We start from the raw sequence: 26,401 nt of genomic DNA, 5'->3' as shown, positions 1-26,401 counted from the left end.
CTTTTTTTACATCTGGTGATTAATTGGCTAACAGGTTCACCAGAATCTGCTCATAAATTTCAGCCAGTGGTTCAAGATCTGCAATATCGACATGCTCATTAATCTGATGGATCGTGGCATTCAGTACACCGAGTTCCAGCACCTGTGCACCGGTAGGCGCAATAAAACGACCATCTGAGGTGCCGCCTGAAGTTGATAATTCAGTTTCAGTACCAGTCACCGTTAAAATGGCATCTTTAGCGGCATTCACCAGCTCACCGACCGGTGTCAGGAATGGCAGGCCAGATAAAGTCCATGAAATCTCATAATCCACACCATGACGATCCAGAATTTCAAGCATACGTGCTTTTAGTTCTTCAGCAGTCACTTCAGTTGAATAACGCCAGTTGCAGAGTAGATTCATGATGCCTGGAACAACGTTGGTTGCACCGGTACCGGCATTGATATTTGAAATCTGGAAAGACGTCGCAGGGAAGTATTCATTGCCATTATCCCAGACTGTTTCGCACAGTTCGGCAATGGCTTTAGACGCTTTATGGATTGGATTCACAGCAAGATGCGGATAAGCCACATGCCCCTGTTTGCCTTTCACAGTTAGATTGGCATTCAATGAACCACGACGGCCATTTTTAACAATATCACCCAGTTTATTGGTGCTCGAAGGTTCACCTACCAGACACCAGGTAATTTTCTCATTACGCGCTTCTAGGGTTTCAATCACTTTTACCGTACCATTGATCGATGGACCTTCTTCATCTGAAGTGATCAAATAGGCAATCGAACCTTTATGATTCGGATATTTTTCGACAAAACGTTCAGTAGCTACGACCATCGCAGCCAAAGCCGTTTTCATGTCGGCGCTACCACGGCCATAAAGCTTACCATCACGAATTTCTGGCGCAAAAGGATCAGAGTTCCAGGCATCCAGGTTGCCGGTTGGCACAACATCGGTATGGCCAGCAAAACAGAAAACAGGGCTTTCAGTACCTTTACGCGCCCAAATATTATCAACATCTTCAAAACGCATTGATTCAATATCGAAACCCACCTTTTTCAAACGTTCTGCCATGATGTTCTGGCAGTCATGATCAATAGGGGTCACAGAAGGCTGACGTAATAATTGCAGGCTTAAATCAAGAGTCGCGGAAGATGTCATATGGTGAATTCATAAGTCGATAAATTTGTCGGCTCTATGATAGGCGAATATGGCCTGTAATGTGAATGTTCCACATAAAAAAACCCTATCTGAGATAGGGTTTGTGGAGAAGCTAGAAAGAGTTTAGTTTTGACGGATTTCTTCAGAAGTTTTTTCTGCAGTGCCTGTTACAGCTTCGCCTGCTTTAGAAACGTCTTTACCCACACCTTTGACAGTGTTACAGCCAGTTAAAACAAAAGCCATTACCAATGAAGCAGCAAGAATTTTTTTCATCATCATCTCCGTATTATCGATAATAAAATTATTATGATGTGGAACTAAGATTAGAAAATATACGACATAAAAAATATGTGGTTTTCATAGTGCTTCGGTTAATAAATGTAATGTTTTAAAAGGGTTTATGCGCAGGAAAGGGGAGTAAAAGCGGGCTGCGATACATATAAAAATCCTCTTGATCAGCCTTTTTATAAAGTCCATTTGTCCACCAATAGGGACTTGAACTGCTGATCTGAGCATTAGGATAAATCCACTCATGGCGCTGCAAACGATAGAAATTAGCCGCTGGGTCGGGAATCTGCTGGCCCCATAAGCCTATGCGACGTTGGGTATTGACCCAGCCAGGCAATGTCTGATCTGCACGATGCACTGGAAGATAAAGCTGGCCTTTTAACATGCAGAAACGCTGCTCAATCTGCTGATCCAGAGCCTCATCAAACTGAAACTGTTTCTGGGTAAAATGCTTCATTTTACGGATTAAAGTATCGGTACGGTTTAGGCCATACCAGTTTGGCAGGCTAAAATCGGCTTCTGCGAGGTAGTATTTCAGCGCCACTTCCCAGTGTTCAGTCTGGCCTGTCTTTGTATTGAGTAACAGAAAATCCAGTTCACCTAGCGTTTTAGCACCGTCAATTTTCTGAATGCTATGGCCTAAAAGTTTATAAGGGTGATAAGCATCATCTAGCAGCCAGAACCAGACCAGCATTTCAAAACGTAGACCCAACCGGGTGCTTTTAAGCTGCTGCACGAATTGCTCCAGCTCTTCTGGATGCTGGTCTAAATATTTCAGACGTGGATGATAATTTTGCAGGTGATGTTGCCAAGTCTCAGAATCATGTAATTCGAAAGCATGGACGACTTTAAGTTCGGCTGGAATTTGAGACAGAAGGTTTGGACTGCCAACAGCAAAGGCCAGTTGCCGCACCAAAGGATGCTGATAATATTGCCATGCTTCTACAAGATTGTGATTTAGACTGGAAAAGGGCATAGCACATCCTGTGAAAAGTGCACAAATACAACGGACAGATTTTAAAAACACTTTATACTACCCCTAATTTTGTGGGTAGGATCGATTTATGAAAATATTGTTTTGGCGAAGCCTGGTCGTACTATTTGTCGTACTGGGTTTTATCGGCGCAATCTTGCCCGGCATGCCAACAACAGTATTTTTAATTCTGGCGGCTTGGGCGGCATCCAAAGGCTGGCCACAGATGGATGCATGGCTGCTAAATCATCCAAAATATGGTCCGACTTTAAGAGCTTGGCGTACCAATGGTACTGTGCCACGCAAGGCCAAATGGCTGGCCAGTATCATGATGTTCATCAGTGGTATTATCATGTTGTTTACGACAGCACCGTTGGCAGTCAAAATCTTTACTGATGTGACCATGCTGATTGTGGCGATCTGGTTATGGCGTCGGCCTGAACCGGTTCAGGACATAATCCATCCAGAACACATGGCCACAAAGAAAGTAGAACTAGAAATCATCAAGACAGAGAAAGAGAAGTAATGAGCCATTTGCAGCTGTATCAGGCAGAAATCCTGATTGATCTCGCCCAACAAAAACTATATTTGCCAAAATATAATAAGCAGTACCTGATTTCTACGGGTAAGAATGGCATTGGTGAAACAGAAAATAGTGGCAAGACGCCTCGTGGCTGGCATAAAGTCGCTGAAAAGTTTGGCCAGCAGGCACCATTAAACAGTGTGTTTATTGCCCGTCAAGCAACTGGTGAAATTTATAATGCAGAACTGGCACAGCAGTTCCCGCAGCGAGACTGGATTCTTAGCCGGATCTTATGGCTAAGTGGGCTTGAAGAAGGCTTCAACCAGGGCGAAGGTTGTGATACTTACCAACGTTATATCTATATACATGGTACGCCTGATTCTGAGCCGATGGGTATTCCAATGTCCCATGGCTGTATCCGCATGCGGAATACGGATGTGGCCGAGCTGTTTGAACTGGTGAGCGAAGATGCGCTGGTCTATATTTCAGAACAGCCTCTGAATCTGACTGTTTAAATGACCTAAGAAGATTTACGGTTGATTTAAAATTAATTGAAATATCTTTTATTTATAGATGTAAAAGTAAAGAGGGCATAGATCTTCTACTCACTCTACTTTTACAGACAAATAGACTTAGAAACATGATTTATAGCCCGCCAATAAAAGTCATCGATTTGTTTTTACAGGGCTGCAAGCTCTTAAAATAAAGATTACAGGATCACAACGTTGCGGTTAGCTGGGCTTTGTATAATCTTTCAGCAATACTGAAGTCTGTTGCATGTTCAGGTCTCAATTTTCATGAGTAAAACCGTAAAAATCCGGCTTTTAGTTTTAGAGAGTATTCTTAAAAAATCGGTATAGACTTAAAAGATAAACAAAAAGTGTTGTTTTTTTTAACAATCAACCTATTTTTTAATCACTCACACCGAAAAAGCAGAAAACAGTCAGAAAAGCGTTTGACAGTCTGTGAAGATTCTCTATAATGCACCTCATCAAGCGATGAAGTCGATTTGAAAGGGCGCTTAGCTCAGTTGGTAGAGCGTCTGCCTTACAAGCAGAATGTCGGCGGTTCGATCCCGTCAGCGCCCACCAAGCTTCTTTCAAAGTTGAGACACTTATAGTGCAGCGGTAGTTCAGTTGGTTAGAATACCGGCCTGTCACGCCGGGGGTCGCGGGTTCGAGTCCCGTCCGCTGCGCCACTTTAAGTTCTTGATGAATCGTTTGCCACAATAGTGACATTGTGTAAGTGCAGCGGTAGTTCAGTTGGTTAGAATACCGGCCTGTCACGCCGGGGGTCGCGGGTTCGAGTCCCGTCCGCTGCGCCACTTTAAGTTCTTGATGAATCGTTTGCCACAATAGTGACATTGTGTAAGTGCAGCGGTAGTTCAGTTGGTTAGAATACCGGCCTGTCACGCCGGGGGTCGCGGGTTCGAGTCCCGTCCGCTGCGCCATTTACATGATAGACTTTTGAGGGCGCTTAGCTCAGTTGGTAGAGCGTCTGCCTTACAAGCAGAATGTCGGCGGTTCGATCCCGTCAGCGCCCACCAGATTTTTTGTGATGCAGCGGTAGTTCAGTTGGTTAGAATACCGGCCTGTCACGCCGGGGGTCGCGGGTTCGAGTCCCGTCCGCTGCGCCATTTACATGATAGACTTTTGAGGGCGCTTAGCTCAGTTGGTAGAGCGTCTGCCTTACAAGCAGAATGTCGGCGGTTCGATCCCGTCAGCGCCCACCAGATTTTTTGTGATGCAGCGGTAGTTCAGTTGGTTAGAATACCGGCCTGTCACGCCGGGGGTCGCGGGTTCGAGTCCCGTCCGCTGCGCCATCCTAAGAATCAAACAGTTTGACCCTTTAAGGGCGCTTAGCTCAGTTGGTAGAGCGTCTGCCTTACAAGCAGAATGTCGGCGGTTCGATCCCGTCAGCGCCCACCATATCTTCTAAAGATATACGCGATGCAGCGGTAGTTCAGTTGGTTAGAATACCGGCCTGTCACGCCGGGGGTCGCGGGTTCGAGTCCCGTCCGCTGCGCCATTTTTCATTCCCTGATGTGGAAAATGTGAATCAAAATTCAAGACTACGCGCTTCGCTTGTCTTGCATCATAAAAAATAACGATGTTATTTTTTACTCTTCAGGGCGCTTAGCTCAGTTGGTAGAGCGTCTGCCTTACAAGCAGAATGTCGGCGGTTCGATCCCGTCAGCGCCCACCATATCTTTCTTGCCTAAATCCTGAATATTTCATAGAATTCGAAGTCTATAATAATTTGAAGATTTCAGAATATGAGAAATCCATATCAGCGCAAGGCAGCGATCAAATCGCAAAATACCGCCTACGATCCGCTACAAGTTTATAAAAATTTTATTGAAGCTATTGTTACCCAAGGTGGCATTTTTGCACTTTACCAAGAGGGTTGGGCTTTGTGTGCCACGCCGACAGGACAGCGTGCTTTCGCGACCTGGCAAAGCAAAGGTCTGGCCAGACTACTCATTAAAGATAACTGGGCCAATTACCAGGTTCAGGAAATTACCCTCAAAGATTTTGTTGAAAAGGTCATTCCTTTCTTACGTCAGGAAAGTACTATCGTGTCACTGGATCTAACACCAGAAGGGCAAAATATTCTGGTTGCGCCTGAAAAGCTTTTGCTGGATCTTAAAAATTACCTATATCAGGTCTATGTACAGAAACCTGAACTATTCAAAAATCCAGCGATCCCTTCACCAAGGCATATCCGTTTAAATTAACTTAGTGTTTAAGTCACTTATTTAAATAGTGAATATTCATTGAGAAGCCAACCACTCAAAAAGGCAAAATATTCTCTTAACCAGGAGCTATAGCGCAGATAAAGAGGAGTGTTGGCACTCAAACTAATCACTTGCTGATAACCTTGGTGTCTGGCAATGGCACGAGCACGGGGGCTATGAAAATCACTGGTTGCAATCGCAATCGGATCATTTTGACTTATATTGTATTGTTCCAATATCACTTGAGAATACATCATGTTTTGAGCAGTACTTCTGCTTCGATCTTCAAGTTGAATAAAGTTGATGAGTTCTGGATAGGTAGTGTTGATATAGTGCTGCATGACTTCAGCTTCACTTTGCCTTTCCCGATAATTACGCCCACCTGTCATAATTATTAAAGTATCTGGATAGTATGCTGCATATTTTGCTGCAGTATCCAGACGGCTTTTTAAGATGGGTGACGGCTGTCCATTCGAAATCCCGCTGCCTAAAACCAGAATAGCGGCAGGAGACTGTGTAGATTCGTTTGTATGAATAGACATCTGGATATAAGCGAAGAAAACCACGACACTGATCATCCAGAGCAAAAATCCGGCCCAGAGGCTGTTCCAGAACCAGGTTCTAAATCTGGAATGCTGTTTCCAGCGTTGAATGTTTGAAAAGAGTAAAACATACAGAACCAATGCTATGCTAATGAAAATTGGCAAAAGAACACCGAAATGTCTTTGTCCCTGACTCATTAACCAGAGGCTGTTTATGCCAAGGATCAAACCAAAGATCAGGCTGAGATTTCGTTTAAGTGGGCTGGATATTCGAATACTCATATTTTTATTTATCTTTTTATCTTTTCTTCTATCTTATTAATAAACAACCGGGCATGAAGCCCGGTCTTTTGTAGATCAGCTAGTTTTAATATACATCACGACGATAACGACCATCCAGACGTAATTGATCTACTGTGCTTTCACCGAGAATTTCAATCAGAGCCTGATCGACATCGCTGGCCATGCCATTAATGCTACCACATACATAAATCACGGCACCTTGAGCGACCCAGAGTTTCAATTCTTCAGCTTGCTCACGCAATTTATGATGCACATAAACTTTTTCCTGCTGGTCACGAGAGAAAGCAAGATCCAGTCGTTTTAATGTACCCATTTGCAGCCAGGCCTGAATGGTTTCTTCAAAGAAGAAATCATGGGCACGCTGACGTTCACCAAAAATGAGCCAGTTCTGAGTATAGTCCTGACGGTTACGCACACTCAGCAAGCTCATCAAACCTGCGATCCCCGTACCATTACCAATACAAATAATCGGGCGGTTATCAGCAATCAGATGGAAAGATTCATTCTTGCGAATACGCAGGGCAATCGGTGAATTTAGGGCAGTATGCTGTGTTAACCAGCCTGAGCCTAAACCTAACTGACCTTGCGCATCAGATTGCTGACGTACGACCAGACGTAACACTTGCTGACTTGGAATACTGGCGATTGAATATTCACGTGTAGCCAGAGCCGGCAATTGCTGTAATAGCTCATCTACTGAATCAAAAGGATCAACCTGAGTCAGGTCACGATCCCAAAGTGCCTGTTCGATACTTTGCTTCAGAGAAGGTACCTGTGTACCCGCGGCAATACGGTATTTCTCCATAAATGCACGGATACGTTCAGGGCTGTTTCCTGGTTGGATTTCGGCAATATCACCTGCTTGCCAGACAGCTTCATGCTGTGGAACCAGTTCAATATTGAACGCAGGCGCACCCAGACTATCTGGATTCAGCAATTCACGTTTGCTCAAAGTCCATTGATCGAAGGTTTTATCGATACCCATATCCTGCAACTCAAACTGGGTCACATGTGCAAGGGCATTGGTCCATTGCTGGATATGCTCATTATTGGCATTATCCACTTCGATGGTCTTGAAGAGCTGCTTGGCACCATTCTGCTGTAACCACTGGTCGATCCGATGACCAAAGCTGCAATAGGTATCAGGATATTCCTGGGAGCCTAGAGCCAAAACTGCATAATTGAGATGGCTGAGATCTGCTTTGGTAGACAGAATTTTCTTTTCGAAAGATGAAGCCAGGTCAGGCGCTTCACCTGTGCCATAAGTACTGGCTACAAATAAAACCTGTTCTGCCTGTTGCAGGTCTGCAAGGCTTAACTGTTGTACTGCTTTAACGCTGACAGGTTGACGTGCTTCCTGTAAGGCAGTGGCCGTGCGCCATGCCAGTTGTTCAGAGACACCTGTTTGTGAGGCATACGTAATCAGCCAAGGCTTAGCATTTGGATCCAAAGGCAGGGCAGTTGTGCCTTGGCGTGCAGCCAGAGTAAGTTTTTTCTGCTTGCGACGTTTCAGATAGAGCATCCAGCCGGTTATAAAGAAAAGTGGCATGAGCAGTGACGCGACCATGGCAAAGAACTGATAAATCGGACCAAAGAAGCTGCCACGGTGCACCGGTAGCATACTGCTCATGATCTTTTCATTCAGCTTTTTGTCTTCATACATTTCTACCGATGTAAAAGCTGCATCCTGATAGTTATAAGTAGCATTATTACGGGCACGCTCATGCTGAACTTCATCATCGGTAAAGCTGAGTTTTAATTCACCATCGGCTTTTTTAGGAATATTAAAAGTAACTGTTGAATATTTGTCATTGAATTCATTCTGGAAACCTGCCCAGCTCTTGTTCAATGCAGTAAGTAAAACGGTATCATCAACACCTTTCTCACGACCTTCACCGCGATTTTCGCGCTGACCTTCGCTTTGTGGACCGCGTTCGCCTGCACCTTCACCACGAGAACCACGTTGACCTTCACCACGTGATTCGCCAGCACTACGACCTTGTTCTTCACCACCACGGCCGCCTTGACCTTGCTGCATTTCAGGTTGTGGACGTTCTACACCCAGCACCTTGAACATACCATTGCGCCACCAGTCATAAGACCAGTACAGTCCGGTACACGCCAGGATCAGGTAAAAAATCACGACCCAGGTTCCAACAACCGCGTGCAGATCCCAGATAAAGTTACGACCTTTCAGTTGCGGCTTCACAGCTAGCCACTGCTTCACTGAATGGCGTTTTGGCCAGCGTAGGTAAAGACCCGACAAGACAAAGAAAATCAGCATCAGGGCACAGGCACCGGTAATCTGTTTACCGACGGGTCCTACAGTCAAATTACGATGTAGTTGCTGTACAAACTGGAAGAATTCACGACCTTTAATTTCAGGCAATACTTCAGCCGTGTAGGGGTTGACCATCATGTTATAACCACGACGTGCTCCCTCTTTTACAATATTGACCGTACTGGATGCACTTGGATCCTGTGCCACGGTAATACTGTTGATTTTCATTTCAGGGTTTTGAGTCTGGAAATGTTGATACAGTTGGGCAGGGCTAAGCTTGTCTTGCTCTTGAACCTGTACAGTATAACTGTCGCTATTCATCCATTTTAAGATTTGCGGCTCATAAGAATAAATAGCACCCGTGACTCCCATAATCGAGAGAATCAAACCTGCAGTAATCCCCAGAAACCAGTGGATTTGGAAAAATGTCTTTTTAAACATGATGGTCAGATTTATGGTGGTATGTGTAAAAGTAGGCAAATTATAACTGAAGAATTAGAACAAATTATAGATTATGATGATAATATTTATTCTCATTATCATTCGTGTCGATGGGTCGGATAAAAGATAGAAATAAAAAACCTCCATGTCGAAACAGGAGGTCTTTCAAAACCGGGATGTGTCTTAGATTTCTTTTGGCGCGCCCACTTCTTCTTGCAGATGCTTGCGAATGGTCGCGAAAGAGAAGTTTTTACTGTCTAAACGTTTAGGCAGGATATAAGCACCTTGCTGACCTTTGACTTTAAAATTGATCAGCATGAATTCCGGCGTGTTATACCATTCATAGATGTCTTTCCAGCCAATAGCACCCACACCTTCCTGCATGCCCATTTTCTGGCGCATCACGATACCATGTGGCTGTACGCCCAGACGGATACCTTTAATTTCCTGTACCGGAAATTCATTCATCTTGCGTTTAACATACCATTCCAGACCAAAAGTACGGATCAGGTAATACAGTACTACACAGACAATCGCCACCCAGCAGATAACTGTTGAGTAGTTCTTGATCAGGATAATTCCCAGAATAGACAAGGCAAGAATAGCACCCATGATCAGCCAAGCTTTCATACCAATTTTATTGGTACTACGCCAGATCATTAGCTGAGCATGACGCTGCTCAGCTTCTGAAATTTCATAGTTCACAGGCTGTAGGGTATAAGCGTATAAATTTTTCGCGGTCATAATGAAATTAACAGATTTAAAACTGTAAAAAGTTTAGCATTAATTATACTGATTCAGTGAGTATATTGTTCCAAAATCAGCCAAATTATAATGAAGCCAATTCAGTAGCCTGTTCATCACGTTCATGACTCAAACTCTGCTTTAACTGACTCAATTGCTTCAAGATACTAAACATTAAAGACAGTTGTTGCAAAATGATTAGTGGTTTCTGGTCTTCTTCCTGCTGTTGTGACAGACGCTGACGGATATTCTGGATCATATTCTGGGTGCTTAGGTCAGGGACCTCATCATAGAGCAGGGCACCACGAATATTTTCTAGGGCTCGGTCTAGTAAGTCCAGCACATCTTGATCCTGAATTTTTTCACGATGCGCACCCAGCGCGGCAATATAACTGATAAAAGTATGATTCAGGCACAGAAACTCAAAAGCCTGTGATTTTTGCACTGGATCAAAGTCAGGTTCAGTGGCCAAAGTCGAGATCAGTGAAGCCACTTCAGCATCGGTATTATGAGCTGCACGGCGTACCACGCGGTAGGTCAGACCATTATTTCGTCCAGACTTATACTGTTCAATCACTTCACTCAAGTAGTCACATTCTGCCTGCAGGCTACGGCTAATGCTTCGTGGCAAGCGACGAAATTTCCAATCCGGGAAGATAAAGCTTACGCCAAACCAGGCAATCGCACAGCCAATCAGAGTATCAATCATACGGGGGATAGCTGCGGTAAAACCCATACCGTCCAGGTTAAAGTTAATCAGAGCCAGAATGGTAATGAAGGCAGTGGCCTGTGCATACTGTTTACTGCGTAATTCAAAGAACAGAATCCCACTCAAAATCAGCAGCAATAATTGCCCTTCGACGGAAGGAATGAAGTAAAGAATGGCATATCCCAAAAGAATACCTGCCAATGTTCCAACGATACGTAAACGTAAGCGACGCTTGGTAGCATTAAAATTAGGCTGGCTGACGAATAGTGCTGTAAGCAGAATCCAGTAACCATACTGAATATCGGTCAGCTGGACAAAGATATAGCTGATCAGCAGCACAATCGACAGGCGAATGGCATGACGGAACAACACCGATTCAGGTGTCAGATGCTGTTTGACTCGAATCTTGATATCTTCCCAGCCTTTCAGGTCATCATCCTTGAGCTGGTTTTCAATATGTTTAGCACGATCAAATTTGATATTACGTTCGGTTTCCAGATTGCGTAACTGCGCATCAATGGATTTCAGGTTCTGGAATAAGGCAAATAGGGCATTGATCCAGACCTGATCATACTGCTGTTCTGTACGCAATTTTTCTAGGGACAATCTCAGGTTTTCAAAGGCATGTTTGAAGCGTTTATTATGTTTATAGGTTTTACGTTGCTGAATGCTTTCACTCAGGTCTTTACAGGCTTTACCCTGAATCGACAGGATGCGCTGAAAACGGAACAAAATGTCACTATGTTCAAAAATCTTGGCCAGTTTTTGATAATCAATATGCGCAGAATCGGCACGCTCGTGAATATCTTGTGCCACAAAATAGTATTGCAGGCTACGACGGGTATCTTTCTGACCCCGGTCACCTTTCAGGCGGGTCAAAAGGACAGTCTTCATTTCATTAAAAATTGAAATCAGTTTGCCATTTTCCAGTGATAGCTCGATCATACTTTGCTGATAACTTTTTGCCGTCATATCGACATCGAACAGATTCGATTTGGCGTAGAGGAAATCACCCAGTGAGGCATAGCATTTGGCCAGATTATCCTGTGCACGTCGCGCAGGGAACAGCAGGAAGCTCAATGTCGACAAAAAGCCATACCAGACCGCACCAATCAGCAGCAAGCTTGCCTGCTGATACCATCCATCAAATAGTTCAACCCCCAGCATGGAATAGACAGAAATCACCAGACAGCCATAGGAAATCGTGGCATAACGTCGACCAAGCGAGCCGAGCAGAATCAGGACAATACAAGAGACAATTAAGGCAGAAGCAAACAGCAGCGGATAAGGAAATAACAAATAGACTGCGACTGCGGTAATGAAGAAGCCTAAATAGGTATAGAACAGATTCAGGATACGCACGGAAAAGCGGTCATCAATATCACTTAAACCTGCGGCCACCACCCCAAGGGTGAGTGGAATAGTCATTAACTGCTGTCCCATGAAATAGGGAACAAAGGCAGTGCCTGCAAAAGCGATCAGCATACGCAGGTTATACATCAGGGTCGTATTATAAGTCGCGTGCTTAAGACGATTGAGCCAAGATTTCAACGGTGATCCTTTCTCTTGCAGTCTTTGCTGCAAGGCTGAATATACATATGAGAAAAAGTATATTTATAACTTTTAATTTCCATGTAAATCATACTATGCGCTATGTTAATTTGTCTGCCTACTACGCATTAAAATCTTTAATTACATGAACTCCAATTCGACAGCACCACGGCCTTATACCATGTCCTGGATTATTTTGCTGGCTTCACTGACTGCACTTGGTTCTTTATCCATTGATATGTATCTCTCTGCCTTGCCCGAAATGGCAGCGGATTTTGGTGTCAGCACCCAGATGGTTTCCAATAGTCTGCCAGCTTATTTCCTTGGACTGGCGGTTGGGCAGTTGCTATATGGCCCGATCAGTGACCGGATTGGACGTAAGCCACCGCTTTATTTTGGATTGTGCCTGTATATTCTGGCAAGCCTGTTGTGTATGTTTGCACAGAATGAATGGAGCCTGATTGCAGCACGGGTATTACAAGCCTTAGGGGGATGTGTAGGTGTCGTGATTGCCCGAGCAACCATTCGTGATCGGCTGGATATGCAGGCGGCTGCACAGGCCTTTGCCAGCATGATGATTGTAACGACCATTGCACCGATTATTGCGCCAAGTCTCGGCGCATGGGTACTGATGTTCTTTGAGTGGAATATTATTTTCTTGGTGCTGATGGGCTGTGGTTTGTTTAGTGTGGTCTGTGTGCATTTTTTCTTTCAGGAAACCTTGCCTCCGGAACGCCGTCTTAAACTGAATTTGCAGCAGGTATTGAGTTTATACCGAACCATTTTTCAGGATGAGAGTTTCAGACGACCAATGCTGGTGGGTTGTTTTTCTGGGGCGGTGATGTTCTGCTATATCAGCGCTTCTTCAGCCATTCTGATGGATCATTATCATCTCACTGAACAGCAGTTTGCTTATGCTTTCGGGGGGAATGCTGTGGGAATCATGCTGTTCTCGACCATGAATAAGCATCTGGCCCAATATCTTTCAGTCTTAAGTCGCTTAAAACTAGGTGCCTCTTTACAGGGAATCGGTGTCCTAGCTTTACTGGTTTTAGGCTATCTGAACATTGAATCTGTTGTCCTGGTCATGGTGGCCTTATTTGTTGTTGTAGCCTCAATTGGTTTTGTGGGACCGAATGCGATGGCGCTGGCCATGGCAGAGCAGGGCGCACGTGCCGGAACCGCCAGTGCGATTATGGGTAGTATGCAATTTGCCTGCGGTTTGTTGGGCGGAGTTTTACTGAACTTTATGCTGTGGGATGCTTTATTCAATATGGCCTTGGTAATGGCGATCTTTGTGGTTATAGCCTTTAGATCTGTATTGAAATTAGAACTGCCTAGAGTTAAGCAGAGATAAGGAGCTGCAAGAACTCTATATCTCTGTCAGATGATCCAAGCAGCTCAAAGTTGATGCTTGGATCATGGCTTATCTAATTTTATTCTTCTACAAAAACGGCAAATTCCTCTACCGGGACACGTGGGGTAATAAAGGTATTTACGATATGGTCTGGATCTGCATAGCCCAGTGACATGCCACAGACCAGCTCTTCATCTTCACCTGCGCCCAATACATCCAGCACGATGCTATGAAAATGATTCCAGGCAGCCTGCGGACAGGTATCCAGACCACGCGCCTTGGCAGCCAGCATCACGTTTTGAATCATCATGGAAATATCCATTTTTGAACCTACGCCTAAATCTTTATGTAAGGTGAAGAATAGCCCCACTGGTGCATCAAATAATTCAAAATTACGCAGGTTCTGGCGTGCCATTTTCTCTTTTTCGCCTTTCTGGATATTCAGCAAACCATATAAGCCCCAGCCATTTTCACGACGTCGGTCGATATAAGGAGAGAACCATTGCTCGGGATAATAGGCAAAGGTTTCTTTATATTGTGCGGCTAGTGCCGGATTTTGATAAAGCTCCATTTGCGCCTGACAGACACGCTGCACCAGCTCATCGCGCTTTTTTCCGGTTAGCACATATACTTTCCATGGCTGGGTATTGGTTCCAGAAGGGGCGCGGCTAGCCACAGTCAAAATGTCTTTGAGCATGTCGGTACTGACCGGCGTATCCAGAAAAGCACGAACTGAATGACGGGAAGTAATGGTTTGATCTACAGCATGAACGAGGTTTTGATCCATTCTAATTTCCAATCTCATATCCTTAATGATGGTGAACTGACTATAAACCAAACAAACCCTGTCGGGCAGGGGGAATTTTAGTTTCACAGTGAATTGTGATGATTAATAAAAATCACATGAATGAGAATGCATTTAGGAGATATAGGAGTTATATAAATAGCCTAAGCAATTTATTGAATGCTTAAACAAAACTGCTTATAAAAATGAAACCAATACTTTAGATGCTGATATCTTGAGCAATTAACATCGATGACTCTAACTATACAGAAAGTTAAGAGCAAAATAGAATGATTAAAATTCAATCTTAAAAATAAAATTAAATATCCGTTTTTAGATTCAATTAATATTTTATTTCGATTAAAATTTAGGGGTAGTAAACTATAAAAAATAATAAGTTATAATTACTTTTTATATATTTGCTAACTATAGTTAATAAAAAACAATAAAACTTTATACAAAGAAACAGCATAATGTGCGACTTTTCAGTTGAATACATGCATTTTGAGGAAATAATGAAGATTGCATGGTCAAGCTCTATTTGAAATATCTTATTGCAAATGACTTGATGAACTCAGTTAGGTTAAAAGCACTCATGCAGCAATTTATGCTGGTTGAGAAGTAAAAAATATAGGTTGGATGTTATCGCTATAAGTTGCACGCTGAGATGAATTTACGCATCTGGCGTAGCTTATGCAATCAGCAAAAGGCCGTTTTTCGCTTTTATAAATCTCTCACTGAATATGATCATCACGATGATATTCATAAGTTTGAAACAGATGCGGAATGCTTTGTTGATTCTAAAGGCGATAGATGAATGAAAAAGATGACAATTACATGGGGTTATGTAAGGTTTTCTTCTGTAAAAATGAATCGCAACACGACTTTTAGAATGACAAAAATTCAGAACCATCTTGGACAAAAAAATTATGGATTTTACTTTTAACGCATTTTATACCCTGATCGCTGCAGTAATTGTTCTATTACTGGGCCGATTTCTGGTGGATAAAATCGATTTTTTAAAACGTTACAACATTCCTGAACCTGTTGCAGGTGGTCTGGTTGCAGCGGTTATCTCTCTGCTGGTTCATTCGTTCTGGGGCTATAGCATTACCACGAGCGCGGAACTGCAAACCAGTTTTATGCTGATTTTCTTTGCGTCAATCGGTCTGAGTGCGAACTTCGCCAAATTACGTGAAGGTGGGATCGGACTGGTGATCTTCCTGGTTGCCATCTCGGCATTTATTGCACTACAAAATGCAGTCGGCATGGGCTTGGCAAGTTTACTGGGTATTGACCCTCTGATCGGTCTAATTGCCGGCTCGATTACGCTGACTGGTGGACATGGAACTGCTGGCGCTTGGGGTGAAATTCTTGAGGTTGAGCACGGTATTCAAGGTGCTTTGGCGCTCGGTATGGCAAGTGCGACCTTTGGTCTGATTATTGGGGGAATTATCGGTGGGCCTTTGGCAAAACTGTTGATTAACCGTCATAATCTTGCTGTGGCCCGTACCGATCAGCAAATCGAAAAACGTGACAACACGCCAATGGACAGCACGACAGATGAATATGTGCAATTTGAATATCCACATCGTGTTCGTCTGATCACCGCCGATAATGCCATTACCACACTTGGTTTGTTTGCAGGCTGTTTGGCATTTGCGGAGCTGATGACTGGCTTCAGTAAAGATACAGTATTTGAACTGCCAACATTTGTATGGGCACTGGCAGGCGGCGTGATTCTGCGTAACGTGCTGGAAGGCATCCTGAAAATCCAGATCTTCGACCGTGCAATTGATGTTTTTGGTAATGCTTCATTGTCGCTTTATCTAGCCATGGCACTACTGTCATTAAAATTATGGCAACTGGCGGATCTGGCAGGACCATTGATGGTGATTCTAGGTGCGCAAACTCTCACGATGGCTTTATATGCAGCATTTGTGACTTTCCGGGTGATGGGTAAAAACTACGATGCCGCAGTATTGGCTGCAGGTCACTGTGGTTTCGGGATGGGTGCAACCCCAACGGCTGTCGCCAATATGCAGGCGATTACCAATATGTATGGCGCTTCGCATAAAGCCTTCCTGATCGTTCCATTATGTGGTGCTTTCTTCGTTGACTTGATTAATGCCACGATCATCCAGATGATCTTGAAATTTTTCGTCTAATTTTAGGCTTGATAATGAGTCATAAGCTCATAAGGATATGACATGAATGATCAGCTAAATGAAACCTTACTGGACTGGGTCAATGCCTTAAATGGTCCACTCTGGGACTTTTTAGTGGTATTCCTGGTCGCAGTCGGTATTTTGTATACGATCATGACCGGTGCCGTACAAATCCGTTTGTTCTGGCACAGTATGAAAGTCATGAAACGTAGTCGTGGCAAGGTCGAAGACGATCATGGTATTACGCCGTTTCAGGCTTTTGTTACAGGTCTGGCTAGCCGGGTTGGTGTGGGTAATGTTGCTGGTGTCGCTATTGCGATTGCTGTCGGTGGTCCGGGTGCAGTGTTCTGGATGTGGTTTACTGCATTTCTGGGAATGAGTTCTGCTTTTGTAGAATCGTCATTAGCACAGTTGTTTAAAGTCCGGGATAACAAGAACCAGCAATTCCGCGGTGGACCAGCGTATTACATTACTCAAGGTCTTAAACAGAAATGGTTGGGAATTGTCTTTGCCATTGCGCTGATTACAACCTACGGTTTTGTGTTTAATGCTGTGCAGGCCAATGCCATTACGGGTGCAACCTCACATGCCTGGGGCTGGAATGAAGCCAATCTGATGTTGCCATTAGGCGGCTTCGATCTGGAAATTTCCTGGATTGGTCTGGTCTTGGTCTTGATTACGGCCATGATTATTTTTGGCGGGATCAAGCGGATTGCCAAAGTTGCTGAAGGGGTAGTGCCTTTCATGGCAGTTCTTTACCTGGCTGTTGCTTTATATATCGCCGTCATCAATTACGATATGTTGCCGTCTATTTTCCAGCTGATCTTTAGCAAAGCATTTGAGTTTGAAGCAGCGGCTGGCGGTTTCTTCGGTGCCATGATCTCGATGGCCATGATGATGGGGATTAAGCGCGGTTTATTCTCGAACGAAGCGGGGATGGGTTCAGCACCGAATGCGGCAGCTGCCTCTGACGTGAAACATCCGGTGAATCAGGGTCTGGTTCAAATGCTTGGCGTATTTGTAGATACCTTCGTCGTATGTTCATGTACCGCTATCATTATTTTAGTCTCTGGCCTATATGAAAATGCCGGTTTTGAAGGTGTAACCTTGACCCAGATGGCGCTTGAAAGCCAGATTGGTGCTTGGGGTGATGACTTCCTGGCCTTGATCCTATTCCTGTTCGCCTATTCTTCTATTATTGGTAACTATGCCTATGCAGAAGGAAATATTCAGTTCATCAATAATAACAGTAAGGTCATGTTTACTTTCCGATTGCTGGTATTGTTTATGGTGTATTTCGGCTCGATTGCCAGTGTGCCGTTGATCTGGAATATGGCGGATCTGTTCATGGGTGTCATGGCTAGTATCAACCTGATTGCGATTGTGCTGCTGATGCCATTTATTTTGATGCTGCTCAAGGACTATACCGGTCAGCTGAAACGTGGCATCGAGCAACCAGAGTTTAAACTCGATGATCATCCGAAATTTAAAGATAAAGTTAAATCAGATATCTGGTAAGACTTGAGCAAAAAGCCCCGACTGGTTCGGGGCTTTTTTATGAGCTTAAATTATTAGAATGACACAAAATTAAGATAGCTTTGATATAGGATAAAGCCAGCAATCAGGCTGAACCAGACTGGTAATTTCGAGCGTAACAGTAAAATCATCACGATGACAAAAACCAGATCAGACCAGGAACGAAAATATGCCTGAGAGAGATCAATCAGCAAATATAAAAGCAGTCCGACGACTGCCGCATTAATCCCGCTCACTGCCTGAAAAATAATACCTCGCTGCATTAACCATGACCAATAAGGCAAAGTAGCAAAAATCAGAAAAAATGAAGGCAGGAAAATAGCGCAGGTTGCTAACAGTGCATTAATCCAGGGTGAGCCTGTCCAAGGCAACAGAGCACCGACATAGCTGGCAAAACTAAACAATGGACCCGGCATCAATTGAGCAAATGCATAACCTAGATCGAAAGATTGGGGCGAAAGTAAATTGGTCGTCACAAAGTCCTGATGCAGCAAAGGCAGAATCACATGTCCACCACCAAAAACCAATGAGCCAGTTTGATAAAAATCAGCAAAAAAAGCGAGTTCAGGCCAAGAACCAGATTTGACTAGTATAGGAATCAGGAAAAAGGGCAGTATAAATGCGATGAACCAGTAAGGTGAGTGACGTGGCCGAATATAGCTTGAGTGAATGATAGATGAATTTGAAGCAGGCTTATTTTCCTGAGGAGAATTAGAAAATTTTGCCATTACAAGGCCAAAAACTGCCCCTAAAATAATGACTAATAGCTGATTCAAACTGATACTAATGAAGCTCAGGATCAGGACTGAAATCAAGACCAGTACATACTGCCAGATGCTCTTGCAGAAACTGTTAAGCATTTGCCAGAATGCCCAGACGATTACAGAAAAAACGATCAATTGAATGCTATGAAAGCTGTTTGAGTTTAGAATATGGAAATAGTGCTGACCGAGTACTGCGATCAAGCTCATCAAAAGCGCTGAAGGCAGGGTAAATCCAAGCCAAGCCACGAATGCCCCAGCATAACCCCTTTGCAGATAGCCAATTGAAAGGCCTACCTGACTGCTGCTGGGGCCGGGCAAAAGCTGCGCTAATGCAATCAGCTGGCCATATTGTGTCGTATTTAACCACTGTAACTGGTCGACAAATTTACGGTGAAAAAACACCAGATGCGCTGCCGGTCCGCCGAATGCCATACAGCCCAGTTGCAGGAAAGTGAGAAAGATCCGGTACATTGAAGGTGTATTCATACAGTGGCTGAAAATTGAAAGACATTAGTGCAACTGTATGACAGTTTTACGAAATTCTACAGATTATTTAAGCATGTGTTTATACACTATGCTGCTTTAACAAAATGAGGACGTGCTCTGCATGCAGAAATATGTACTGAGTATATTGGCGATGACAATGATAGGCCTGAGTGGCTGCCAAACGACATCCGGTTTAAATCAACCTAACTCTAGTCATATTAAATCTGCCAGTTCAATAGCAGAAGCCCAAGCACGCCCAAACCAGATCAATTTCCACAAGATCAAGCAAACAGAAAACCGTCCGGTGATTGCACTTGTTCTTGGCAGTGGCGGTGCGCGTGGCTATGCGCATATCGGTGCAATTGAAGTGTTGGAGCAGGCAGGCATACAACCTGACTTTATTGTGGGAACCAGTGCCGGCAGTATCGTAGGTTCCATTTATGCCAGTGGTAAACCGGCGATTGAACTGCGTAATATTGCGTTAAGCATGAAAGCGACTGACGTCCGCGACATCAAGCTGGACCCTAAAGGTTTTTTTGATGGCAAAAAAGTCGAAAATTATGTGAATTTGCAAGTGGATCAAACGCCTTTGCAAGCCATGAAAATCCCGATGTTTGTGGTAGCCACAGCCTTGAAAGAGGGCAAGCGGGTAGTCTTCAATTATGGTAATACCGGTCAAGCAGTACGTGCATCCGTTTCTATTCCAAGCATGTTTATTCCGACTGTCATCCAGAAAAAAGAATATGTGGATGGAGGGTTAGTCAGTCCAGTGCCAGTTAAAGTAGCTCGTGAGCTTGGCGCTGATATTGTGATTGCTGTCGATATTTTGGCGCAGCCAATCCATACTGAAACCACTAATGTCTGGGGTCTATTCAACCAGAACATCAATATCATGCAGCAACGTTTAGCTTCTGAGGAACTGCAATATGCCGATGTAGTGATTCAGCCAGACTTACGCGAAAAAGGTCATATTTTTGATGTGCGTGGCAGGGAGCTGACCATGGACGCTGGCATCGAGGCAGCTAAACTCAAGCTACCAGAGATTGCTCAGGCCTATCAGAAGCATAATTACAGTCAGGGTCATCAGATTCCATTGCTCTTGGCTCAGCAACAATAGTTTGCTCTAAGATTTTTAATAAAATATTTATTTTTAATAAAGATGTATAAAAATATTTACCTCTTTTCTCATGTAGATGAAAAGCGGCTCATTTTTGCTCATCGTTTTTAGAGATGAGCTGATGTTTTCTACCTATTGAAAGTCACTTAAAGCCCGAGTTTCAATTGGAAATAAATATTTGAATTATAAAAATATAGTGATTTTATAAATATATTTTAAGGCTATTTTTTTGATTTTAACAAAATTATTCACAGACTTAAGTTAAACAACTGTTCAAAAGCTTAGAAGATCATGACAGAATAAAAATTGATAGATTAATAAATGTAAAAGCCATATGAATCACATCGAAATTGGCCAGCAAGTCACATTAGCTCAGTTTGAAAATACAATTTTTACTGTAACTAAAGTTCATCCCGATGGTTCTTTTACCGTTGAAACTATATTGCATGGCCAGCAGACTTTAAGTTATGAAAATGTGGCGCGAGAAATGTTGAGACAGGTGCCTGCTTAATTCGAGATTATTTTTTGTTAATGCATGCAGTTCTCTTAAATCGAGTTCTGCATGCTTAATAAATAATCTCTTAATTGCAGTGCATTGATTCAAGAAAATAATTTACTAGATAAATTCCTGTTTATTTTATAGTTACTGAAAATAACTTTCTGATGATTTTTATGGATCTTCAGAGGAATATCTTTTTTTTTGTATGGAGAAAAATTTCATATCAAGAATTATGATGTTTATTTGCCGAATTGAACATTTTATTTAGACCAAAAACGCTATAATAATGGTCTATATCATTGTCATTCAAAGAGTTCAGAGAAAACGATGGCCCCTTTAGATCAAATTGCAACAGCATCGGATGACCAGTCAGAGTTAACGATGTCGGTCCTTATGACGCCAGATATGGCGAACTTTTCAGGAAATGTACATGGTGGAACAATTCTGAAATTATTGGATCAGGTTGCTTATGCTTGTGCGAGTCGCTATTCGGGTAGTTATGTCGTAACCTTGTCTGTAGACAAAGTAAATTTCAAAGAACCAATTCATGTCGGTGAGCTGGTGACTTTCCTGGCAAGTGTGAACCATGTAGGTCGTACTTCAATGGAAATCGGTATTCGTGTAGAAGCACAAAATATTCAGAAACGTACTGTACGCCATACCAATAGTTGCTACTTCACGATGGTCGCTGTTGATGAAAATGGTAAGCCTAAACAGATTCCACCGCTGAATCTGGACAATGACTGGAAACGTTGCCGTTTTGAAGCGGCTGAACAACGTAAAGTTGCCCGTCTGCAGGAAAACCATCATCCTTCATGCAGCATCTATAAAAAATCAGCGCATAGTTAAGTACTAAACTTAATTCGCTTATTAAAGAGGCCTTCAATGTGAGGCCTTTTTTTTGCCTAAAAAATCATTCAACTTTGGTTTAAGCTTCTTTTTTAATCCAATATGAAACGATACGTATCGTTTCGTTTTTTGGTTTTAAGCATGAGTGAAGAAGAAAAATGTTCACGGCGTCAGCACAGTATTCTGCAAGCAGTTTCGGATGCACTAGCAGAAGGTGAATATCATCAGCTAACAATAGAAGATGTGGCTGCACGGGCAGGGGTTGGCAAATCTACGATTTACCGCTGGTGGAAACATAAATCTGAACTGGTACTGGATGCTTTCAAGCAGCGTACAGCAGGGGTATTTGAACTGGATGCTTCACAGAGCCTGCGTAGTAATCTGGTTCAACAGCTAACTTTGCTAGTTCAAGCGCTTAATCATCCGGTAGGCCGTGCTTTGCTGGTCGTTATGGTCAATCATCGGGAGCTGGCTGCAGACTTTTTTCAGCAATATCTATTACCACGATGAAAACAAACCCATCAATTGATTCAACAGGCCATTCAACGTGGAGAATTACGTGCGGATTATCCTTTTGATCTGATGCTGGACACTTTATATGGGCCGATTCATTACCAGATCATTTTCTTCAACCGCATGCCGGATGATCAATATATCCAGAATCTGGTAGATATGGCCTTAAGCCCAGCTTTGATTTCTCCCTGAGTTTAGTCAATTCTTAAATTTATTTTAAAAGTTGCGTGTTATGTCTGCTAGTCCTGAGCGCTTATGGAATCGCTCCTTTGTTCTGTGTTTATTGAACAATCTGTTCCTGTTTATCTATTACTTTGCCTTACTGACCATTCTGCCAGTTTATATCATGAAAGATCTGGGCGGATCAGTCAAAGAAGCAGGTTTGGCTTTGACCCTGTTCTTAGTGTCATCAATTGCCGTTCGACCTTTTTCAGGCATGAGCATTGAGAAACTCGGCAAGAAATTGGCAATGCGCGGAGCCGGAGTTATTTTTGCCTTGTTTGCCTTTAGTTATCTGCTAGTCGACAGCATGTGGTCATTATTGGCAGTACGTTTCTTACATGGGATCTGGTTCAGCATCCTAACGACGGTCACCGTCCCTGTCGCGAATGAGTTTATTCCGGAATCTCGTAAGGGTGAGGGCATGGGGGTTGGCTGGAGTCTGGTACCCGCTTATGTGATTCCTTTACTCGGCGATAATATTGTGGTGAAGAAAACGCTGGAACCTTTACCGATGATTGCTCTCTATGTCAGTTACCCTAAAAATAACCAGCATCCTGCGATTGAGCTGATTCTGAAAGTGCTCAAAGAAAAGTTTTGTGTAGACCTTTTTAAGTAAATTATTGATCTTCCATAAATGAAATGTGCTACAGAAATGATCTGTAGCACATGCTTTTTAATCGCAGAGGAAAATCGCTTTATACTAAAATTCAAAAAATAAGAAATCGGTTGAAGCAGAATGATGAAGCTCTGTAACAACCCTCGGTCACGCGGCATGACCTTGCTGCCCATCCTTAAAGAACTACAGATCGAAGACCAGCTTGAGCAGGTGGAAGTTCCCTATAAAGATATGCATCAACCTGAATATCTTCAGATCAATCCGATGGGCAAAGTCCCGTGTCTGGTTGATCAAGGCATCGTGATCTCAGAAATGGCCGCTATCATTATCTATCTGGCAGATAAATATCAGGACAAAGGGTTGGCGCCCGCTTTAGATGATCCCAAACGTGGTGCTTATTTAAAATGGATTTTCTTCTGTCATGGGCCACTGACTGAATATATCGATGTAAAAAATTTACAAGTATCTCAAGAACAGATTGAAAAGGTTCGAACCAGTTTAAGTTTTGGTAACGAAGCCGCGGTATTTGATTTTCTTAATCAGGGCTTGTCGCAGGCCAAGCCTTATCTTTTAGGTGAAAAAGTTTCTGCTGCAGATCTATATGTAGCCTATTGTCTGATCTTCGCAATTAGTACCGAAATTTTACCGCCTTTAGAAGAATTCAAACCTTTTCTCCAGCAGATGGCACGTCTTGGTTCTCTCAAAGATATTTCATGGTTTGAGCAATAATGGACTTAGCTTTTATGTTCATCTATAAATAGGAAACCACGCCGTAGCGTGGTTTTTTAAGTCAGGTCAATTATTATTTAACATGGAGCTTGTTGAACAGCGCCTTGCTTGTGCTTTCCATAGATTGAGGAATGGCAAGAGCTGCTACGAAGCGGTCTGGACGCAGGATGACGATAGAATCTTGGGTCTTGCCAAACCATGTACGGATTCAGTGCCGATATCACCAATGGTAATAACATCTTCATATTGCTTACGCTGTTGATTAGACAGCTGAACCGCAGGAATGACCTGAATGAACTTCACGCCAAGTTTTTTCCATTGCTGCATTGATTCCTTGCTTAAGCCCCATTTCGGATCTACACCCCAGGCAATGATGGCAAAGTCATTACCAATGACTTCATCCAGTAATGCTGTTTCACCAGATTCCAGTTTGACCTGTGGCTGAATGAACATTTTGCCAACTGGAGAGTCTTTGTGAGTATTTGCCAGTAACGCACCATCATGATATTTCGGCATTGGTTTAAAGCGCATTTCCAGCAGGTACTGTTTGATTGGCTTAATATAGTTCAATGCATAGGCAATACCGTCACGCACAAAACCTTGCCATTTTTTCGGTGGCGCAAGCACGTGCCCTGCCATGACTGAAAGATCGATCATCGCTTTGGCATGGTCTTTACGTTCTACCTGGTAAGAGTCCAGCAAGTCTGGACCTGCTTTGCCTTGTACCACTAGTGCTACTTTCCAGGCCAGGTTAAAGGCATCACGCATACCGCTGTTATAACCTTGACCTTGCCATACAGGCATGATGTGCGCAGCATCACCGGCAAGCAGAATACGGTCGGCACGGAATTTGTCCGCAATACGTGCATTGTGGTTATACACACGTTGACGAATCACTTCAATACCGCTGGTATTTGGTAAAACTTTAGACAACAGTTTGGCAATATTTTACGGTTTGCTGAGTTCTTCCTGAGTTTCGCCTGACATGACCATGAATTCGAAGCGGCGAATGCCATGCGACAAGGCAGCCGATACGTAAGGACGTACGGGGTCACAGCATAGATAAATATGTGGGGTTGCCAATGGGTCATTATCGATATCAATCACGATCCACTGGTTCGGTGCAGTTTCACCTTCAAATGGAATATTGAGGGTACGACGTACATAAGAGTTACCACCATCACAAGCAATCAGGTATTGCGCACGAATAGTTTCTAAGCTGTCATTTTTAGTCTGAACATTTAAAGTTACACCCTCAGCATCCTGGCTGAAATGTGTCAGGTGACGGGAGAAAAGTACTTCAGTTTTTTATATTGTTTGAGGCCTTGCAGCAGAACATTATCTACTTGAGGTTGAATGAAAGCATTACGGCGGGAGAAACCAAATTCACGAGTCAGTGGCTGAATGTCTGCGAAGCAACGGCCTTTGGGTGTCAGGAAGCGCATGGCATGGTTAGGGGTAGTATGCGGCAAGACCTGATCAACCAGTCCCAAAGATTGAATGGTACGCAAGGATTCATCATCAATGCCGATGGCACGCGGATAATCGATCAGGCTATCCAGCTGTTCAACCACAGTGACTTGAACACCCTGTTTGCTCAGGTAGTTCAATCGTTAAGCCTACTGGGCCAGCCCTCAAAATCGCCACTTCAGTGGTGTAATTTGTATTGCTCATCGCGAATGTCCATTCAATCAATTCAGGATTGAGACTATTAAGGAACAATCAATAGCGCTAAACAAGCTAGTCCATAGTAGGTTATGTCTATCAAAAAGATTTGGTTGAAAAGATTTTAATTTTAATAAATTATTGATAATAAATAATAATATTTAAATTTATTCATAAGATGAATGAATCCTATGATTATTTCTAGCTATAGTGAATAGCCTATAACGTATAAAAAAGCTGAATCACGCAGTTGCATGATTCAGCCTCGGTCTATATCCCGCAGCATAGGTCGAACCTACTGGAGATTTACTGCACAAGATGTTGCTTTAAACCTGATTAACGAGTCGATGTCGACTTAGTCGTTTTTTTACCATCTTTGTCTTCTGTAGCAGCTTCAGACGCAGCAGGCTGGTCAGCAGGTCCAGCCGTGGTTACATTCGGATTTGGGTTATTCGTTGCAGGAAGTTCCTGAGTTGTTACAGTGACTTTCTGTTCCTCAGTGGTCTTCGTGTCAGTAGTATTGTTTGCTGCAAAACTGGTAGCTGCGGCTGCAGTAAGCGTTGTTGCAAGTAAGATTTGTGCATATTTCATGTTGAGCATCCTTTTTATTACATTTATAAACTGCCGAATGACCATCACATCAATCCGGCAGGAATTCATCCTAAGCATGAAAATTTTACGGAGCAAAGTAATTAACAAAAGCCGCACGAAGCTGTTAACCAAGCAAATACAATCACTGGAAATTTGTTTTCTTCTGTTAAATGTATAGGAAATTTTTAGCTGGAAATGTGTGTAAATATTTCAAATATAGCGTTTAAGTGAACCATTTAACGGCTAAAAAGTACTTA

The 26,401-nt window shown here is 43.1% G+C and carries 20 protein-coding genes, 11 tRNA genes and 4 pseudogenes; 24 read left to right on the top strand and 11 right to left on the bottom strand.

Annotation, left to right across the window (positions count from 1 at the left end):
- Nucleotides 1-19 precede the first annotated feature (19 nt).
- From dapE to ACWM1W_RS11880, 3 genes are all read right to left on the bottom strand, one after another.
- Entirely contained in the window at nucleotides 20-1,156 is a 1,137-nt protein-coding gene (dapE, locus tag ACWM1W_RS11890; RefSeq protein WP_034170117.1) for a succinyl-diaminopimelate desuccinylase, read from the bottom strand.
- A gap of 123 nt (nucleotides 1,157-1,279) precedes the next feature.
- Nucleotides 1,280-1,429, bottom strand: coding sequence for an entericidin A/B family lipoprotein (locus ACWM1W_RS11885; protein ID WP_004784975.1), 150 nt, complete (start codon nucleotides 1,427-1,429; stop codon nucleotides 1,280-1,282).
- A 115-nt stretch (nucleotides 1,430-1,544) separates the two neighbouring features.
- Nucleotides 1,545-2,420: a DUF1853 family protein gene (locus tag ACWM1W_RS11880; protein ID WP_175968031.1), complete on the bottom strand. Its 876-nt coding sequence runs from the start codon at nucleotides 2,418-2,420 to the stop codon at nucleotides 1,545-1,547.
- 88 nt (nucleotides 2,421-2,508) lie between these two features.
- On the opposite strand from ACWM1W_RS11880, the gene ACWM1W_RS11875 reads away from it, so the two are divergent.
- The 14 genes from ACWM1W_RS11875 to ACWM1W_RS11810 all read left to right on the top strand — a co-directional run bounded on the left by ACWM1W_RS11875 (nucleotide 2,509) and on the right by ACWM1W_RS11810 (nucleotide 5,677).
- Complete coding sequence (locus ACWM1W_RS11875; protein ID WP_175968029.1) at nucleotides 2,509-2,943, top strand: YbaN family protein; 435 nt, start codon at nucleotides 2,509-2,511, stop codon at nucleotides 2,941-2,943.
- The gene (gene elsL, locus ACWM1W_RS11870) at nucleotides 2,943-3,455 is read left to right on the top strand and encodes a cell wall-recycling L,D-carboxypeptidase ElsL (RefSeq protein ID WP_175968028.1); all 513 of its coding nucleotides are present in this window, start codon (nucleotides 2,943-2,945) and stop codon (nucleotides 3,453-3,455) included. Before ACWM1W_RS11875 ends, elsL begins: the two co-directional genes overlap by 1 nt.
- Before the next feature lie 500 nt (nucleotides 3,456-3,955).
- Nucleotides 3,956-4,031, top strand: a tRNA-Val gene (locus ACWM1W_RS11865).
- Nucleotides 4,032-4,061: 30 nt separating this feature from the next.
- Nucleotides 4,062-4,138: transfer RNA gene (locus ACWM1W_RS11860), tRNA-Asp, on the top strand.
- 49 nt (nucleotides 4,139-4,187) lie between these two features.
- Nucleotides 4,188-4,264: transfer RNA gene (locus ACWM1W_RS11855), tRNA-Asp, on the top strand.
- Nucleotides 4,265-4,313: 49 nt separating this feature from the next.
- Nucleotides 4,314-4,390 (top strand) — tRNA-Asp (locus ACWM1W_RS11850).
- A 20-nt stretch (nucleotides 4,391-4,410) separates the two neighbouring features.
- Nucleotides 4,411-4,486, top strand: a tRNA-Val gene (locus tag ACWM1W_RS11845).
- Between the two features lie 13 nt (nucleotides 4,487-4,499).
- Nucleotides 4,500-4,576, top strand: a tRNA-Asp gene (locus tag ACWM1W_RS11840).
- A gap of 20 nt (nucleotides 4,577-4,596) precedes the next feature.
- Nucleotides 4,597-4,672, top strand: a tRNA-Val gene (locus tag ACWM1W_RS11835).
- 13 nt (nucleotides 4,673-4,685) lie between these two features.
- A tRNA-Asp gene (locus tag ACWM1W_RS11830) sits at nucleotides 4,686-4,762 on the top strand.
- A 30-nt stretch (nucleotides 4,763-4,792) separates the two neighbouring features.
- Nucleotides 4,793-4,868: transfer RNA gene (locus ACWM1W_RS11825), tRNA-Val, on the top strand.
- Nucleotides 4,869-4,891: 23 nt separating this feature from the next.
- Nucleotides 4,892-4,968: transfer RNA gene (locus ACWM1W_RS11820), tRNA-Asp, on the top strand.
- 101 nt (nucleotides 4,969-5,069) lie between these two features.
- A tRNA-Val gene (locus ACWM1W_RS11815) sits at nucleotides 5,070-5,145 on the top strand.
- 70 nt (nucleotides 5,146-5,215) lie between these two features.
- Complete coding sequence (locus tag ACWM1W_RS11810) at nucleotides 5,216-5,677, top strand: DUF2750 domain-containing protein (RefSeq protein WP_175968027.1); 462 nt, start codon at nucleotides 5,216-5,218, stop codon at nucleotides 5,675-5,677.
- Between the two features lie 17 nt (nucleotides 5,678-5,694).
- Here ACWM1W_RS11810 and ACWM1W_RS11805 read toward each other — a convergent pair whose 3' ends face one another.
- The 4 genes from ACWM1W_RS11805 to yccS form a co-directional block, all read right to left on the bottom strand.
- A complete protein-coding gene (locus ACWM1W_RS11805) occupies nucleotides 5,695-6,489 on the bottom strand; it encodes a YdcF family protein (protein ID WP_375725668.1) in 795 nt (264 codons plus the stop codon).
- 97 nt (nucleotides 6,490-6,586) lie between these two features.
- Nucleotides 6,587-9,244 carry a sulfite reductase flavoprotein subunit alpha gene (locus ACWM1W_RS11800; protein ID WP_262477660.1) on the bottom strand — a complete coding sequence of 886 codons (2,658 nt, stop codon included), beginning with the start codon at nucleotides 9,242-9,244 and terminating at the stop codon, nucleotides 6,587-6,589.
- Between the two features lie 183 nt (nucleotides 9,245-9,427).
- Entirely contained in the window at nucleotides 9,428-9,988 is a 561-nt protein-coding gene (locus ACWM1W_RS11795; RefSeq protein ID WP_214001985.1) for a YcxB family protein, read from the bottom strand.
- Between the two features lie 85 nt (nucleotides 9,989-10,073).
- Nucleotides 10,074-12,248, bottom strand: coding sequence for a YccS family putative transporter (gene yccS / locus ACWM1W_RS11790; RefSeq protein WP_034170123.1), 2,175 nt, complete (start codon nucleotides 12,246-12,248; stop codon nucleotides 10,074-10,076).
- Between the two features lie 145 nt (nucleotides 12,249-12,393).
- Between yccS and ACWM1W_RS11785 the strand changes: the two genes are divergently transcribed.
- Entirely contained in the window at nucleotides 12,394-13,605 is a 1,212-nt protein-coding gene (locus ACWM1W_RS11785; protein WP_262477662.1) for a multidrug effflux MFS transporter, read from the top strand.
- A 79-nt stretch (nucleotides 13,606-13,684) separates the two neighbouring features.
- Here the strand turns inward: ACWM1W_RS11785 and ACWM1W_RS11780 are convergent, their stop codons facing one another.
- Entirely contained in the window at nucleotides 13,685-14,392 is a 708-nt protein-coding gene (locus ACWM1W_RS11780) for a nitroreductase (protein ID WP_005236982.1), read from the bottom strand.
- A gap of 926 nt (nucleotides 14,393-15,318) precedes the next feature.
- Between ACWM1W_RS11780 and gltS the strand changes: the two genes are divergently transcribed.
- Both gltS and ACWM1W_RS11770 read left to right on the top strand, forming a co-directional pair.
- Nucleotides 15,319-16,557 (top strand): sodium/glutamate symporter, encoded by a 1,239-nt coding sequence (gene gltS, locus ACWM1W_RS11775; RefSeq protein ID WP_034170126.1) that lies wholly within the window; start codon nucleotides 15,319-15,321, stop codon nucleotides 16,555-16,557.
- 42 nt (nucleotides 16,558-16,599) lie between these two features.
- Nucleotides 16,600-18,075, top strand: coding sequence for an alanine/glycine:cation symporter family protein (locus tag ACWM1W_RS11770; protein ID WP_262477663.1), 1,476 nt, complete (start codon nucleotides 16,600-16,602; stop codon nucleotides 18,073-18,075).
- 53 nt (nucleotides 18,076-18,128) lie between these two features.
- Here ACWM1W_RS11770 and chrA read toward each other — a convergent pair whose 3' ends face one another.
- Nucleotides 18,129-19,343 (bottom strand): chromate efflux transporter, encoded by a 1,215-nt coding sequence (gene chrA / locus ACWM1W_RS11765; protein WP_034170128.1) that lies wholly within the window; start codon nucleotides 19,341-19,343, stop codon nucleotides 18,129-18,131.
- A gap of 121 nt (nucleotides 19,344-19,464) precedes the next feature.
- Between chrA and ACWM1W_RS11760 the strand changes: the two genes are divergently transcribed.
- From ACWM1W_RS11760 to ACWM1W_RS11730, 7 genes and pseudogenes are all read left to right on the top strand, one after another.
- Nucleotides 19,465-20,460 (top strand): patatin-like phospholipase family protein, encoded by a 996-nt coding sequence (locus ACWM1W_RS11760; RefSeq protein WP_005236978.1) that lies wholly within the window; start codon nucleotides 19,465-19,467, stop codon nucleotides 20,458-20,460.
- Nucleotides 20,461-20,794: 334 nt separating this feature from the next.
- On the top strand, nucleotides 20,795-20,971 hold the full coding sequence (locus tag ACWM1W_RS11755; RefSeq protein WP_162835329.1) for a hypothetical protein: 177 nt from the start codon (nucleotides 20,795-20,797) through the stop codon (nucleotides 20,969-20,971).
- A 315-nt stretch (nucleotides 20,972-21,286) separates the two neighbouring features.
- Nucleotides 21,287-21,808 carry an acyl-CoA thioesterase gene (locus ACWM1W_RS11750; RefSeq protein WP_004784949.1) on the top strand — a complete coding sequence of 174 codons (522 nt, stop codon included), beginning with the start codon at nucleotides 21,287-21,289 and terminating at the stop codon, nucleotides 21,806-21,808.
- Between the two features lie 141 nt (nucleotides 21,809-21,949).
- Nucleotides 21,950-22,513, top strand: a pseudogene (locus ACWM1W_RS11745) (TetR/AcrR family transcriptional regulator).
- A gap of 40 nt (nucleotides 22,514-22,553) precedes the next feature.
- Nucleotides 22,554-22,970, top strand: a pseudogene (locus ACWM1W_RS11740) (MFS transporter); the annotation flags it as partial.
- A pseudogene (locus tag ACWM1W_RS11735) lies at nucleotides 22,962-23,159 on the top strand (RpiR family transcriptional regulator); the annotation flags it as partial. The pseudogenes ACWM1W_RS11740 and ACWM1W_RS11735, both read left to right, overlap by 9 nt.
- A 123-nt stretch (nucleotides 23,160-23,282) precedes the next feature.
- Nucleotides 23,283-23,888, top strand: a complete 606-nt coding sequence (locus ACWM1W_RS11730; protein WP_034170130.1) for a glutathione S-transferase family protein — start codon at nucleotides 23,283-23,285, stop codon at nucleotides 23,886-23,888.
- 73 nt (nucleotides 23,889-23,961) lie between these two features.
- Here ACWM1W_RS11730 and ACWM1W_RS11725 read toward each other — a convergent pair.
- Both ACWM1W_RS11725 and ACWM1W_RS11720 read right to left on the bottom strand, forming a co-directional pair.
- Nucleotides 23,962-25,562: pseudogene (locus ACWM1W_RS11725) on the bottom strand (bifunctional 3-(3-hydroxy-phenyl)propionate/3-hydroxycinnamic acid hydroxylase).
- 327 nt (nucleotides 25,563-25,889) lie between these two features.
- Entirely contained in the window at nucleotides 25,890-26,144 is a 255-nt protein-coding gene (locus ACWM1W_RS11720) for a hypothetical protein (protein ID WP_034170131.1), read from the bottom strand.
- Between the last annotated feature and the right edge of the window lie 257 nt (nucleotides 26,145-26,401).

The organism is Acinetobacter sp. TW_SC_4, assembly GCF_054861205.1.
This window is presented reverse-complemented; position numbering and strand designations above follow the sequence as displayed.